The following is a 14,568-nucleotide window of genomic DNA, read 5'->3' as shown; positions in this document are numbered from 1 at the left end:
TTAAAGATATGAAAAAGCGGCTCATGAGCCGCTTTTTTGCTCTTAATGACAAGACAAAAACTCTTCCTGTTGAAGTTATTACGCTCTTTCTTTTCCTTCTAGAGCCAGTATCTCGTCAACTAATTTTGGAACCTCAACGCTTGCTTTTCCGTAGCGTTTTTCCTCAAATTCACTTTCTACCGCACTAGGTTCTAGGTTAATTTCAATGGTATGTGCGCCGTGCATTTTTGCATCATGAACAAAACCTGCTGCGGGATACACAACGCCAGAAGTCCCAATCGAAATAAACAAATCTGCTTCTTCTAATGACGCGTAGATATCACCCATTCGCAGTGGCATTTCACCAAACCAAACAATATGTGGTCGCATTTGTGAAGGGATCTGACAACAATGACAAAGCTCGCCGGTCTTAATGTCCTCATTGTGCTCTACTACTTGGTTAGATTCACTACAGCGGGCCTTGAGCAACTCACCATGCATGTGAATCACATTCTGACTGCCTCCTCTTTCGTGAAGGTTGTCTATATTTTGAGTGATGACCGTCACTTTACCTTCTAACTCAGCCTCTAAACGACCCAATGCTTCATGCGCTGCATTAGGCTTTATCGCATTATCTTGAAGTTTCTTGCGGCGTTGGTTGTAAAAATCTTGAACAAGGTCCGGATCGCGAGCAAACCCTTCAGGCGTTGCTACATCTTCGATACGGTGATTCTCCCATAGGCCATCTTGCGCACGAAATGTTTGAATACCAGATTCGGCCGAGATACCTGCACCAGTAAGTACTACAATATTTCTATAAGGGAAATTCATAACTCATCCTTGCTGTTTTTTCATTAGCTTAACACTGAAAGAATAGCAACAGTAGTAATATGGATTAGACCATAGTCGTAATGGTCACTATTAGAATTACAATTTAAGAGGAACAGCAATGAGACAAGTATCTCTAGCGTTTATATTGCTTATGACTTTGGCAGGCTGTCAACTTACCAATGTTGAAGGCGAAGTCGATGATGTAAAGGTAAGAGTCAGCTCCAATGATGATGACCATCGAGGTAATGGTAATTTCTGTCCTCCAGGCCAAGCCAAGAAAGGCAATTGCTAAAAGAGCGGCTTTATGCCGCTCCCATATTGGCCTCAATCCTCGTTGGTCGAAGATATTTTATGAATGGCTAGGTCAGCGCCATTGAATTCGTCTTCTTCTGAAAGCCTTAGTCCCATACTGGTATTAATCGCGCCGTAGACTGCAAGTGCCCCAAGCACAGCGATGGAAATGCCCAAAAGCGTTCCTAGAAACTGAACGATAATGCTCACGCCCCCTAGCCCACCCAACGAGCTTTGGCCAAAGATCCCCGCAGCAATACCACCCCAAGCGCCACATACACCGTGTAAAGGCCAGACACCCAGCACATCATCAATCTTGGTTTTGTTTTGTAGGTGGGTAAAAAGATAAACAAATAGCACGCCAGCAATCGCACCTGTCACTAAAGCACCGATAGGATGCATTAAGTCTGAGCCCGCACATACAGCAACTAAGCCAGCCAGTGGGCCGTTATGAATAAAGCCAGGGTCATTCTTACTAGCCAACAATGACGCAACAATGCCTCCGACCATTGCCATCAATGAGTTCATAGCCACCAAGCCACTTATGCCTGACACAGTTTGAGCTGACATGACGTTGAAGCCAAACCACCCCACACATAAGATCCAAGCTCCCAAGGCCAAAAAAGGAATATTCGAAGGTGCAAAGTTGGTGTGCTTTCCTGCTCGAACTCTGCCTTTTCTCATGCCCAAAAACACGACGGCAACAAGCGCTATCCAGCCGCCAACACCATGTACAACGACTGAACCTGCAAAATCGTGGAAGCCATAACCAAAGGTATTTTCAAACCAAGCTTGAACACCAAAGTTTCCGTTCCAGATCATTCCCTCAAATAACGGGTATACGATGCCGACAGTGAAAAATGTTGCGATTAGAATCGGATAAAAACGAGCTCGTTCTGCGATACCACCTGAAACAATAGCGGGAATCGCTGCAGCGAAGGTCAGCAAGAAAAAGAACTTCACTAACTCGTAACCATTGCCTTGAGATAATGTCTCAGCATCAGCAAAGAAGGTGCCGCCATAAGCGACCCAGTATCCAATAAAAAATACGCGATGGCGGATATACCGAAATCAACCAATATCTTAACTAAAGCATTAACTTGGTTCTTTTGGCGCACGGTTCCTACTTCAAGAAAAGCGAAACCAGCATGCATCAAAAAAACCATGATTGCGCCAAGTAGTAAGAAAAGTGTGTCGGAACTTTGCGTGAGAGTTTGTACAGCGCCGTGTACCTGATTGGCAGTTACACTCATTATAATTGTCTCCATTGATCTGTAGCGCACTTATCCTGTGCATCAAAGTTAGGCTCATCACCAATTTGGTGAACTTGATTTATAGAGCGTCTAACAGAGCAATTCTCATTCCATAATTTATATTTCTAACACTTACGCTTTAATTTATTGTTTTGTATGAACTTTAATAAAATTAGGTATTCTTGAAATGGTGTTTAACATGCTAATAAATGCACCAATGTGGTTTTAGTGCACCAACATAATGCGCACCATATAGCTCAACAAAACGTAAAAGCCACCTCATGAGAGGTGGCTTATATACTGAATTGCTAACTAAAGGAGTTTATCGAGTGATCTTCCCTGCTTTTACATCTTCTAGCCAACGCCCTTCAACAAGATAAGGTGGAAGCCAACCGGTTTCAACAGATAGACGGTTGCCTTTGTCGTACCATATTAACTTCTACTAAGCGTGCCTATTGTGCTCTTTAATCATTTCTGCGATTTCCTTGCGTCCCCACTCATAAGTAAACGCTATAGCGTCCATGTCTTTCATAGAGTTACCAGTATATTTTACCTTTGTATCTATACCAGCTTTTAGTAATAGCTCCACAATATTTTTATGACCTGCATGGATCGCAGCAAACAATGGGTTGCGGTCTGGTTCAGATATATCCATCACTGCATTTCTTTCTAGAAAATAGGTAAGTAAGTCTAAATGACCTTCATATGCAGCTGTATTTAAAGGAGTTACACCTGAAGGCCCCCCCTTAACATTTACATCAATACCTAGATTCACCAGAAGCTCTACAATTTTATCTTGCCCTTGCTCCGTTGCGATATGCAACCAAGAACCCAGAGGCGTAATTAGATGAAGTAATTTGTCATCTCCTGAGAGAATTTTTTCAACCTCACTCACGTCACCGGATCTAATCGCGGCCATTACATCTTTTGCGCTATGCTCACCTGCCATATTTATCTCCTCAGCTGCGGTTTTAACCAGTAATTTTAAAGCATTAACTATATCACCGCGTTTACCCAACATTTATCTGTCACTTTAAGAGTATCAACAACCTGCCGCAACGCATAAATATCATACTGACCTTGAATCCGATTTGGAGCCCACACTAAGTTCTCCCTGCGGATTGCTATTAGCTCTTTGCGCTCATCTAAATCTTCATTGATATACATTTGGTAGTCAGCGACATCATTTGGTGTCAATTGAGGTTCCGCCTTTCTCTTCATGCTAACTTTCTTTTTATTATCAGACATTTAATCCAGTCCTAATTCTACGTTAAATTCCTTTACATTAACTGAAGAAACCTCTACAGCATCAGAAATAGCCGCTGCGGTGTGAATATATCTAACAGGAGTTTTTTTTCTCAATGCTTTTTATACTTCTGGCCGCTTTCCATTCGGTTGTATCTTTGTCCTTTTGAGCCATTAGAACAGTAATTACAGTTGCATATTTGATATGCCATGTTACCTATCTTACGGCTGCGCAGCGGGCTGCTCCCTCCTTTGGCCTCAACAATTATAATTTCACCTAGTGGCGGCTCTGCCACCTAGTAAACCATATCAAAATCGCCCGGCTTCTAAATTTACCTTAGGGATGAAGCAGCTTAGCATTAGGACGTTTACTCCGGACAAAGTCATCCGCGGCTAACTCACCAATTTTTGCAGATTTCTGATTAATCTTGGCGATTTGAGCGTTATATCCATCTTCGCCAGTTCGAGCCTTCCTAGCCTCTTAACGTTCTTTAAAACACTCTTCAATTTTTGCTTTGTTTCGTTTTATTAGCTCATAATCACTCATATAGAGTTCTGAGTTTTTTTATACTCTGCTTTATTCAGCACAAGATCTTCAGTGAAGATCGTGCAACCTTCTTCTCCGCCAACTTTCTCAGAGTCAAAAACATGCGCATTGACAAATTCCTCAATCCCAACAACATACTGCACTTCGTGTCTGCTGCCATCTTCTCCGACGGATGACTCTTTTGCAGCGTTTAAAATCTGATCGCAAACCTCTTGGGGGACATCGCTTTGGGCCTGATACTCTGCCTACATTTGACCCAAGCGTTTTAGCCCTTCTTCACACAAGAAGCCTGTTGGGTCAATCCACTGGATAGGATTGACTGCATATTGGTAATGCCACTATTGACAGTTCAACTAACAAGCTCCCAATCATAAATATAAAAGCCACCTCGTAAGAGATGGCTAAAAAAATACCCGAGGAGCTCTAAAAAGGACGCCATTCACTTTCTGACTTAAATACCACTCCTGAAAAATCTTTGTTCTCGATTAATTCAGCCAGTTTTTCATCGACACATAATAACCACTCGATAGCATCCAGTTGAAATATAGTTTTCTGCATTTCAATATCTTTCTTAAGGACAACTCGATCAATTGAATCAACCTCTCCATCAAACTCACTAAATATTGAATGATTTCTATCCAGTAAATCGCAAATCGCAAGAACATTTAAAAAATAGTATTCACCAAAACTTTTACCTTGGTAATTAACCTCAATCGGTAGGAATTCAACTTCACTCGTTTGTGTGTGCTTAGAAATTAAATCAGATAACCGTCGACTCACGATTAATAAAGGACCACTAAGAAAACTATCCGCAGGCTTGTCATCTGATATGACATCAATAGTAACTTTTGGCCATTTGTCTCCTAGGGCAACGCCTCCCGTCAGATTCAATCCTATTAATACACTAGACTGCGTTACTTTGCCTTGAGTAAAATCGGAGTCTCTATCTACCTTGTTGGTCCAAATTTTAAGTGTCATTACTACTTCCTACTTTTCCATTGCGGATCATCCAATTGCGATCGAGCTTCATTCTTTTCCAGAGCATTCCTAATGTTACTTTCTGTTTTTCCAATTTCATCTACAAAAATCATATCATCGATCAAACCACGACCATACTTAGTTTACAACGCTCTCATTTCTCGTCGAACTAAAGCACCTGAGAACCTTGGTGCCTAGCACTTAGATGTCTACCCACGTGTCAGGGAAGGCCTATTTCGACAGATGTTTTAATATTAGTTGGAAGTGCAATCCCATTTGCACCTCTGTTAATGTTATAATCAAGTTCGGTAGCTCTATGCATGACCGGATATTCCTGAGCAATATTGATACTAATTTGGTGATTTCCAGCATGGTTTTCAGGTAACCCGCCAACTATTTCGTTATTTAACTTGAGCCCACAACCTCTTCTTAAAGAACCGCCATAATAATTCGCAACACTCCCCTCCTTTGAGTTTTATTTAAGGGGATGATTTGGACAATTTCCTCTATACCTACAACATATTGAACTTTGCGTTTACTACCATCTGAATGATTGATATAACGATGAAAAGTAACTTCGTTCTTCTCGCAATCAATATGGTCTAAATCGTATTCATATCGAATATGATTTTTAACTTTGGGTTTTCTGATAATGCCACGAATGATTGGTCGTTCGGCAAACAACAAACTCCCCACCATAAATATAAAGCCATTTCAAGAGAAAGATGGCTTATAGACTGAATTGCTAACTAAAGGGTGTTATTGAGTGATCTTCCCTGCTTTTACATCTTCTAGCCAACGTCCTTCAACAAGATAGGGTGGAAGCCAACCGGTTTCAACAGATAGACGGTTGCCTCTGTCGTACCACATGCAAGCCATGCCAAGCAGAGGGAAATTAATGAACGTGCGGAGCCCTATTCTATCTGGCCCTAATTCTCTAAGATGATATTTCTCTTGGAACTGTAGGTTTTTAACGAGCACTTCCTCAAAATCATAACCAATATTAGTAGTGAGCGCTGCGAAGGTTTCTAGGATCCCCATCGCAATTTCCAACGCCCAATTATCCCCTTGAGCTACCGCTGCGTCCATTGCTGCAACCAGCTTATTAGGATAATCCGATGTGCGGTTGTGGAACGACTGAATGACGTCTACTAGCATATAAGACAGCTCACCCGCTTTGGTAGAGCTCTGTCTCATCAAAGAAATCGAAAAGTTCGCTAACACATCCATGCTAGCTTTGTCACGAACGATGACAGAGGTAAAATACGCATCTAGCCACATTGAGGGGCAAATGAAGCCTGTTTTTAAAATACCTTCGCCTTTCCATGTTACTTCTGGATAATCAGGTAATTTAACGCTTTGAGGTTCATTTGGTTTAATGGCAAGTTGATGGTAAAAAGCACGCATCAATGATGCCTCATAAAGGCAAAGTGTTCCGATTTGTTCAGTTTCTATTGAAGATGGAAAGCAACTATACCACCTCACTTGTTCTGAAACGTCGTCGCTAAGAGCGACTAAGTTCTCCCTGCGGATTGCTATTAGCTCTTTGCGCTCATCTAAATCTTCATTGATATACATTTGGTAGTCAGCGACATCATTTGGTGTCAATTGAGGTTCCGCCTTTCTCTTCATGCTAACTTTCTTTTTATTATCAGACATTTAATCCAGTCCTAATTCTACGTTAAATTCCTTTACATTAACTGAAGAAACCTCTACAGCATCAGAAATAGCCGCTGCGGTGTGAATATATCTAACAGGAGTTTTTTTTCTCAATGCTTTTTATACTTCTGGCCGCTTTCTATTCGGTTGTATCTTTGTCCTTTTGAGCCATTAGATCAGTAATTGCAGTTGCATATTCAGTTGTCCCTTGCTGATATGCCATATTTCCAACCTTACGGCTGTCTAGTGGGCTAATACCTCTTAACGTCTACGAGAATAATTTCCCTGGGTTTTGGGTTCTTCTACAAGGTAGGCCATACCGTAGTCTCCTGGTTGTAAGAAAACACGCCATTATTTTTTAGGGGACAACTCCTAGTTAAGTGACATACCGTTGAGTCTTAGCCATAAAATGCCATGTGTCACGAAACATGAACGCCAAAAATAGAGATCTAACCTATTTTTTCCAGTACCCTCTAGATGCTCGCTCTGGGATTACCAGATTCCAAACAGATTTACTGCCTATAGATTCGTAAAACTCGGCGGCCCCGATCTCTTTAGTGGACGGCTGAAACCAATGAGGTTGAGGCACTTTTTTAGAATTCCATTATAAACTGCCATAGCAATTGCTGTTTCACAGCACTCAACGTCGGTCAAGCCTTTGAAGGGGCCCTCCTTATATAAAATAAGTTTTTTCCGAGCCACTATATTGAGCAATTACAGACGTAACTGCCTTTCTATCACCATTATTTATTTTCAAAGTAAGCCCTGACTTTCCTAGCAAGGCTTTTAAATCGCACTCATTATTAGTAACCCACTTTTTAAGAGCCATATCATTAATAATGTTATCTCTGAAATTTATGAGTATAGTCACAAGATCATCTTCAAAATTCATTTTATCCTCAACTTTGTAATGGGATAACCTAGCTATCGTCCCAACTTTTAGTTTCTCCTAGAAATTGATTAACTCCACCTTCACCGACTGCTGGGTAAAAATCGCTCGTAGGCTCCCATCCAACGCTTAATGCCCCCAAAAAGGGCGAGATACCGTTAGTTTTATTAATTCATTGACTGGAATTTTGACTAGAGCTTCTGATATGTTTTTTACCTTTTGGCTTTCGGATTTTGACTTGCGAGAGAACGCCATCTTCTCCGACGGATGACTCTTTTGCTGCCTCTAAAATCTGATCGCAAACCTCTTGGGGGAAAGTTATTTTGTGCCTGATACTCTGCCAACATTTGCTGTAAGCGTTTTTCACAGAGGAAACCTGTTGAGTCAATCCACTAGATGGAGTTGATTGAATATCGGTAAACATATAATCCACCTCGTGAAAGGTGGATTATTTACTGAATTGCTAACTAAAGGATTTATCGAGTGATCTTCCCTGCTTTTACATCTTCTAACCAATGCCCTTCGACGAGATAAGGAGGAAGCCAACTGGTTTCAATAGATAGACGGTTGCCTTTGTCATACCACATACATGCCATACCAAGCAGAGGGAAAGATATGAAGGTTTCTATAGAAATTAAGCCCTCTGGCTTATCGAGCCTCATTTGGTATTGCTCTTGGAACTGTAGGTTCTTAATGAGTACTTCTTCAAAGTCATAACCGATGTCAGTTGTCAGGGCCGCAAAAGTTTCCAAAATACCCATGGCGATTTCTAATGCCCAATCATCACCCTGAGAAACTGCCGCGTCCATCGCGGCCACCAGTTTATCAGGGTAGTCCGACGTGCGGTTATGGAACGACTGAATGACATCTACTAGCATATAAGACAGCTCACCCGCTTTGGTAGAGCTCTGTCTCATCAAAGAAACCGGAAAGTTCGCCAATACATCCATGCTAGGTTTATCACGCACAATCACCGAAGTAAAATAAGCATCAAGCCACATTGAAGGACAAATAAAGCCTGTTTTAAAAATACCTTCACCATCCCATGTCACTTCTGGATAGCCGAGTATCTGGATACTTAATTCTTCATTGGGATTCATAGCAAGTTGATGATAACAGGCTCCCATTAAAGAAGTTTCGTAAAGACGTAATGTACAAATTTGTTCGTCTTCATGCGTAGTTTGAAACCAGGTATACCAGCGAGCCTGGTCGATGGCAAAATCACCAAGACTAACCAAGTTTTCTCGCCTGACCTTAAGACCTTCTTTTCTGTTATCTAAAACCCGGTTTATAAAATTTTTTTTACTCACAATGGCTTGTGTGTCAAGTTCAGGATTTGCTTTGCGCTCTACAATCTTGATCGATTCTTTACTTTGCATTTTGACTTAATCCTTTTGAATCAATTTTAAACTCTACTACTTCTACTACTACGTCTGAGGGCTTCAAGCTATTCGAGTAAAAGGGCTTAGGTATCTTTAAAAAGGACACATAATGCCAAGTGTAACGCAACAAAACGTCAGAAATGATGACCTAGCTCCCTTTGAATCTTAGCGAATTATATTTCCGGCTTTTACATCCTCTAACCAACACCCTACGACGAGATATGGAGGAAGCCAACCAGTTTCGACAGATAAACGGTTGCCTTTGTCGTACCACATACAAGCCATGCCAAGCAGAGGGAAGTTAATAAAAGTGCGGATGCCTGTCCTATCTGGTCCTAATTCTCGAAGATGATATTTTTCTTGGAATTGTAGGTTTTTGACTAGCACTTCCTCAAAGTCATAACCAATGTTAGTAGTGAGCGCTGCGAAGGTCTCTAGGATCCCCATCGCAATTTCCGACGCCCAGTTATCCCCTTGAGCTACCGCTGCGTCCATTGCTGCAACCAGCTTATCAGGATAATCCGATGTGCGATTGTGGAACGACTGAATGACGTCTACTAGCATATAAGACAGCTCACCCGCTTTGGTTGAGCTCTGTCTCATCAAAGAAATCGGAAAGTTCGCCAATACATCCATGCTGGGTTTATCACGAACGATGACAGAGGTGAAATAGGCATCTAACCACATTGAAGGACAAATGAAGCCCATTTCTAAGATACCTTCACCATCCCATGTTACTTCTGGATAACCGAGTATCTGAACAGTTAATGGCTCATTCGGAAACATAGCCAGCCGATGATAACAAGCCCCCATTAATGAAGTTTCATAAAGACGTAATGTACAAATTTGTTCGTCTTCATGTGAGGTTTGAAACCAGGTATACCAGCGAACCTGGTCAATGGCAAAATCACCAAAACTAACCAAGTTTTCTCGCCTGACTTTAAGACCTTCTTTTCGCTGTTCTAATATCTTATTGATGAATTCTTTCTCAGAATAAACTCCACTTTCACTCAGCTCAGGATCTGCTTTGCGTTCTACAATTTTGATTGTTCCTTTACTTTGCATTTTAACGTAGTCCTTTGGAATCAATTTTAAACTCTGCTACTTCTACTACTACGTCTGAGCGCTTCAAGCTATTCGAGTAAAAGGGCTTAGGTATCTTTAAAAAGGACACATAATGCCAAGTGTAACGCAACAAAACGTCAGAAATGATGACCTAGCTCCCTTTAAAGCTTAGCGAATTATATTTCCGGCTTTTACATCCTCTAACCAACACCCTTCGACGAGATAGGGAGGAAGCCAACCAGTTTCGACAGATAAACGGTTGCCTTTGTCGTACCACATACAAGCCATGCCAAGCAGTGGGAAGTTAATAAAAGTGCGGATGCCTATCCTATCTGATCCTAATTCTCGAAGATGATATTTTTCTTGGAATTGTAGGTTTTTGACTAGCACTTCCTCAAAGTCATAACCAATGTTAGTAGTGAGCGCTGCGAAGGTCTCTAGGATCCCCATCGCAATTTCCGACGCCCAGTTATCCCCTTGAGCTACCGCTGCGTCCATTGCTGCAACCAGCTTATCAGGATAATCCGATGTGCGATTGTGGAACGACTGAATGACGTCTACTAGCATATAAGACAGCTCACCCGCTTTGGTAGAGCTCTGTCTCATCAAAGAAATCGGAAAGTTCGCCAATACGTCCAAGCTAGGTTTATCACGAACGATGACAGAGGTAAAATACGCATCTAGCCACATTGAAGGACAAATGAAACCTGTTTTTAAAATACCTTCGCCTTTCCAAGTTATTTCAGGATGATCAGGTACCTTAACCGTCAAAGGGCTTTCAGGTTTTTGAGCTAGTCGATGATAGCTAGCTTGCATTATCGAGGCTTCAAATAGACGCAGCGTTCCTATTCGGTCATTTAGTTCAGACACTGGAAACAAAGTATATAACCTAACTTGCTCCCAAACCCCGTCTGTTAGATATATCAAGTTTTCGCGCTTTATTGTGATACGATGTTTTCTTTTCTCTAAGTTTTTTTCTATTTGTTTTGTATAGTAATTAAGTTCCTCAGTATTCAACTCGTAGGCTGCTTTTCTATTTATCTTTTTCATACTAACTTTACTTCCCTTAACCTAATTCTTCGAGGCTAATATCAAACTCTTTTACATTCACTTTAGATACGCCATCTGAAGCATCAATTTCTGTTGTACCAGCTTTTTGTTCAGACATTAATTTAACGATTTCCGCCGCATATTTGCTTGTCCCTTGCTGATATGCTTCATTGCCAATTTTACGACTGCCGAGCGGCCTGCTGCCACCCTTAGCCTCGACGATGATGATTTCTTCAGTATCATCTGAGAGGTACACCATATTGAAATCACCTGGTTTCGATCCCTAAGTTGCAAGGTCTTTGGGATGGCTCAACTTAGCATTAGGGCGTATATTCCGAATAAAGTCATCCGCGACCAACTCACCAATTTTTGCAGACTGCTGGTTAATTATTACCAATTTGAGCGTGATATCCCTCTTTGCTAGCTCGAGCGTCCATTGCCTCTTGACGCTCTTTCAAGCATTCATCAATTTTTGCTTTGTTTCTTTCTGTTAGCTCATAATCACTCGTATTGAGTTCAGACTTTTTTATACTATGCCAGTATTGGCTGCCCCAAACCTGTTGGGTCAATCCACTGGATATGGTGGACTGCATATTGGTAATGCCACCAATGATGGAGCGTTCAACAAACAACAAGCTCCCCACCTCAAACGTAAAAGCCACCCCATGAGAGATGGCTTGTATATTGATTTGCTAAAGGAGTTTATCGAATGATCTTCCCTGCTTTTACATCTTCTAGCCAACGTCCTTCGACGAGATAAGCTGGAAGCCAACCAGTTTCAACTGACAAACGGTTGCCTTTGTCGTACCACATACAGGCCATGCCAAGAAGAGGGAAAGATATGAAAGTTTCTATAGAAATCAAGTCCTCTGGCTTATCGAGCCTCATTTGGTATTTCTCTTGGAAATGTAGGTTTTTAACGAGCACTTCCTCAAAATCATAACCAATATTAGTAGTGAGCGCTGCGAAGGTTTCTAGGACCCCCATCGCAATTTCCAACGCCCAGTTATCCCCTTGAGCTACCGCTGCGTCCATTGCTGCAACCAGCTTATCAGGATAATCCGATGTGCGATTGTGGAACGACTGAATGACGTCTACTAGCATATAAGACAGCTCACCCGCTTTGGTAGAGCTCTGTCTCATCAAAGAAATCGGAAAGTTCGCCAATACGTCTAAACTTAGCCTGTCACGCACAACTGTCGATATGAAATACATATCAATCCATCTATTAGGATTTATGCACCCCGTTTTTAAAATACCTTCCCCGTCCCACTTTACTTCAGGATAGTCGAGAATCTTGATAGTTAATTCATCATTGGGATTCCTAGCAAGTCGATGATAACAAGCGCCCATTAGAGAAGTTTCGTAAAGACGTAATGTACAAATTTGTTCGTCTTCATGCGAGGTTTGAAACCAGGTATACCAGCGAACCTGGTCAATGGCGAAATCACCAAGACTGACCAGGTTTTCCCGCCGGATTTTAAGGCCTTCTTTTCTTTTATCTAATATTTTATTGATAAATTCTTTCTCAGAAGAAACCCCACTTTCACTCAACTCAGGGTTTGCTTTGCGTTCTACAACTTTACTTTGCATTTTAAATTAGCCCTTTAGAATTAATTTTAAACTCTGCCACTTTTAGTTTTACATCCGATGCATCCCCGTTCTCTTGAATGCTTGCTTGAGTATGTATATATCGAATAGGTATGCCGGATAAAGCTGCATCTTGGATTTGTCTTGCTGTTATTTTTCAGTCGTCCCTTCCTTTTTTCAGACATTAGGTTGGTGATTTCTGCAGTGTATTCGATATGCCATATTTCCAATTTTTCTGCTACCCAGCGGGCTGCTACCCCCTTTAGCCTCAACAATGATAATTTCACCTGGTGGAGACTCTTCCACATCGTAAACCATATCAAAGTCGCCCGGCTTCGAAATTGAGGTTCCAATATCTTTGGGATAAAGCAGCTTAGCATTAGGACGCTTACTCCGGACAACGTCATCTGCGGCCAACTCACCAATTTCTGCAGATTGCCGATTAATCTTGGCGATTTGAAAGTTATTATACTGAATTGCTAACTAAAGGAGTTTATCTAGTGATCTTCCCTGCTTTTACATCTTCTAACCAACGTCCTTCGATGAGATAGTGAGGAAGCCAACCAGTTTCAACAGATAGACGGTTGCCTTTGTCGTACCACATGCAAGCCATGCCAAGCAGAGGGAAATTAATAAACGTGCGGATCCCTATTCTATCTGGTCCTAATTCTCGAAGATGATATTTCTCTTGAAACTGTAGGTTTTTAACGAGCACTTCCTCAAAATCATAACCAATGTTAGTAGTGAGCGCTGCGAAGGTTTCTAGGATCCCCATCGCAATTTCCAACGCCCAGTTATCCCCTTGAGCTACCGCTGCGTCCATTGCAGCAACCAGCTTATCAGGATAATCCGGTGTGCGGTTGTGGAACGACTGAATGACGTCTACTAGCATATAAGACAGCTCACCCGCTTTGTTAGAGCTCTGCCTCATCAAAGAAATTGGAAAGTTCGCCAATATGTCCATACTTGGCCTGTCACGCACAATTGTCGATATGAAATACATATCAAGCCATCTATTAAGATTTATGCACCCCGTTTTTAAAATGCCTTCCCCGTCCCACTTTACTTCAGGATAGTCGAGAATCTTGATAGTTAATTCATCATTGGGATTCATAGCAAGTCGATGATAACAAGCGCCCATTAGAGAAGTTTCGTAAAGACGTAATGTACAAATTTGTTCGTCTTCATGCGAGGTTTGAAACCAGGTATACCAGCGAACCTGGTCAATGGCGAAATAACCAAGACTGACCAGGTTTTCCCGCCTGATTTTAAGACCCTCTTTTCGCTGATCTAGTATCTTATTGATAAATTCTTTCTCAGAAGAAACTCCACTTTCACTCAACTCAGGGTTTGCTTTGCGTTCTACAACTTTACTTTGCATTTTAACTTAGTCCTTTGGAATCAATTTTAAATTCTGACACTTCTACTTTTACATCTGAGACATTCCCACCTTCAGGGATGTTTGCTTGAGTATGTATATATCGAATAGGTATACCGAACGAAGCTGCATGTTGAATTTTTCTTGCTGTTATTTTTTCAGTCGTCCCTTGCTGATATGCCATATTTCCAATTTTTCTACTACCCAAAGGACTGCTCCCCCCTTTGGCCTCAACAATGATAATTTCACCTGGTGGTGGCTCTTCCACCTCGTAAACCATATCAAAGTCGCCCGGCTTCGAAATTGAGGTTCCAATATCTTTGGGATAAAGCAGCTTAGCATTAGGACGCTTACTCCGGACAACGTCATCTGCGGCCAACTCACCAATTTCTGCAGATTGCCGATTAATCTTGGCGATTTGAAAGTTATTA

General features: G+C 41.5%; 13 protein-coding genes and 6 pseudogenes. 1 reads left to right on the top strand and 18 read right to left on the bottom strand.

Going from position 1 to position 14,568, the window contains the following annotated elements; all coding sequences use genetic code 11:
- Positions 1–78: 78 nt before the first annotated feature.
- Positions 79–810 carry a Sir2 family NAD+-dependent deacetylase gene (gene cobB, locus R7127_RS13990; protein ID WP_005377522.1) on the bottom strand — a complete coding sequence of 244 codons (732 nt, stop codon included), beginning with the start codon at positions 808–810 and terminating at the stop codon, positions 79–81.
- A 118-nt stretch (positions 811–928) separates the two neighbouring features.
- Here cobB and R7127_RS13985 point away from each other — a divergent pair, with 118 nt between their 5' ends.
- Positions 929–1,102 carry a hypothetical protein gene (locus R7127_RS13985; protein ID WP_169628679.1) on the top strand — a complete coding sequence of 58 codons (174 nt, stop codon included), beginning with the start codon at positions 929–931 and terminating at the stop codon, positions 1,100–1,102.
- Between the two features lie 32 nt (positions 1,103–1,134).
- Here the strand turns inward: R7127_RS13985 and R7127_RS13980 are convergent.
- The 17 genes and pseudogenes from R7127_RS13980 to R7127_RS13905 form a co-directional block, all read right to left on the bottom strand.
- A pseudogene (locus R7127_RS13980) lies at positions 1,135–2,354 on the bottom strand (ammonium transporter).
- 442 nt (positions 2,355–2,796) lie between these two features.
- Positions 2,797–3,375 (bottom strand): ankyrin repeat domain-containing protein, encoded by a 579-nt coding sequence (locus R7127_RS13975; protein WP_225452442.1) that lies wholly within the window; start codon positions 3,373–3,375, stop codon positions 2,797–2,799.
- Entirely contained in the window at positions 3,351–3,602 is a 252-nt protein-coding gene (locus R7127_RS13970; RefSeq protein WP_033905296.1) for a hypothetical protein, read from the bottom strand. The genes R7127_RS13975 and R7127_RS13970 overlap by 25 nt, the downstream gene beginning before the upstream one ends.
- Positions 3,603–4,481: pseudogene (locus R7127_RS13965) on the bottom strand (type IV secretion protein Rhs); the annotation flags it as partial.
- Positions 4,482–4,569: 88 nt separating this feature from the next.
- The gene (locus R7127_RS13960; RefSeq protein WP_033905294.1) at positions 4,570–5,124 is read right to left on the bottom strand and encodes an imm11 family protein; all 555 of its coding nucleotides are present in this window, start codon (positions 5,122–5,124) and stop codon (positions 4,570–4,572) included.
- Between the two features lie 429 nt (positions 5,125–5,553).
- Entirely contained in the window at positions 5,554–5,811 is a 258-nt protein-coding gene (locus R7127_RS13955) for a hypothetical protein (RefSeq protein WP_128740512.1), read from the bottom strand.
- A 72-nt stretch (positions 5,812–5,883) separates the two neighbouring features.
- Positions 5,884–6,783, bottom strand: a complete 900-nt coding sequence (locus R7127_RS13950) for an immunity 49 family protein (RefSeq protein ID WP_206971531.1) — start codon at positions 6,781–6,783, stop codon at positions 5,884–5,886.
- Positions 6,784–7,456: 673 nt separating this feature from the next.
- Positions 7,457–7,675: a hypothetical protein gene (locus R7127_RS13945; protein WP_033905291.1), complete on the bottom strand. Its 219-nt coding sequence runs from the start codon at positions 7,673–7,675 to the stop codon at positions 7,457–7,459.
- 196 nt (positions 7,676–7,871) lie between these two features.
- Positions 7,872–8,085 (bottom strand): annotated as a pseudogene (locus R7127_RS13940) (hypothetical protein); the annotation flags it as partial.
- Between the two features lie 63 nt (positions 8,086–8,148).
- On the bottom strand, positions 8,149–9,051 hold the full coding sequence (locus tag R7127_RS13935) for an immunity 49 family protein (RefSeq protein WP_033905290.1): 903 nt from the start codon (positions 9,049–9,051) through the stop codon (positions 8,149–8,151).
- Positions 9,052–9,219: 168 nt separating this feature from the next.
- Complete coding sequence (locus R7127_RS13930; RefSeq protein ID WP_318142056.1) at positions 9,220–10,119, bottom strand: immunity 49 family protein; 900 nt, start codon at positions 10,117–10,119, stop codon at positions 9,220–9,222.
- Between the two features lie 168 nt (positions 10,120–10,287).
- Complete coding sequence (locus R7127_RS13925; protein ID WP_206971530.1) at positions 10,288–11,169, bottom strand: immunity 49 family protein; 882 nt, start codon at positions 11,167–11,169, stop codon at positions 10,288–10,290.
- Between the two features lie 16 nt (positions 11,170–11,185).
- Positions 11,186–11,696: pseudogene (locus tag R7127_RS13920) on the bottom strand (type IV secretion protein Rhs); the annotation flags it as partial.
- Positions 11,697–11,871: 175 nt separating this feature from the next.
- Positions 11,872–12,762 carry an immunity 49 family protein gene (locus tag R7127_RS13915; protein ID WP_318148455.1) on the bottom strand — a complete coding sequence of 297 codons (891 nt, stop codon included), beginning with the start codon at positions 12,760–12,762 and terminating at the stop codon, positions 11,872–11,874.
- A gap of 1 nt (position 12,763) precedes the next feature.
- A pseudogene (locus tag R7127_RS27050) lies at positions 12,764–13,224 on the bottom strand (type IV secretion protein Rhs); the annotation flags it as partial.
- A gap of 28 nt (positions 13,225–13,252) precedes the next feature.
- The gene (locus R7127_RS13910) at positions 13,253–14,140 is read right to left on the bottom strand and encodes an immunity 49 family protein (RefSeq protein WP_033905284.1); all 888 of its coding nucleotides are present in this window, start codon (positions 14,138–14,140) and stop codon (positions 13,253–13,255) included.
- A gap of 1 nt (position 14,141) precedes the next feature.
- Positions 14,142–14,564, bottom strand: a pseudogene (locus R7127_RS13905) (hypothetical protein); the annotation flags it as partial.
- Between the last annotated feature and the right edge of the window lie 4 nt (positions 14,565–14,568).

Origin of the sequence: Vibrio sp. 1159, assembly GCF_033340395.1 — a bacterium.
In the GTDB taxonomy this organism is placed as follows: Bacteria; Pseudomonadota; Gammaproteobacteria; order Enterobacterales; family Vibrionaceae; genus Vibrio; species Vibrio alginolyticus.
This window is presented reverse-complemented; position numbering and strand designations above follow the sequence as displayed.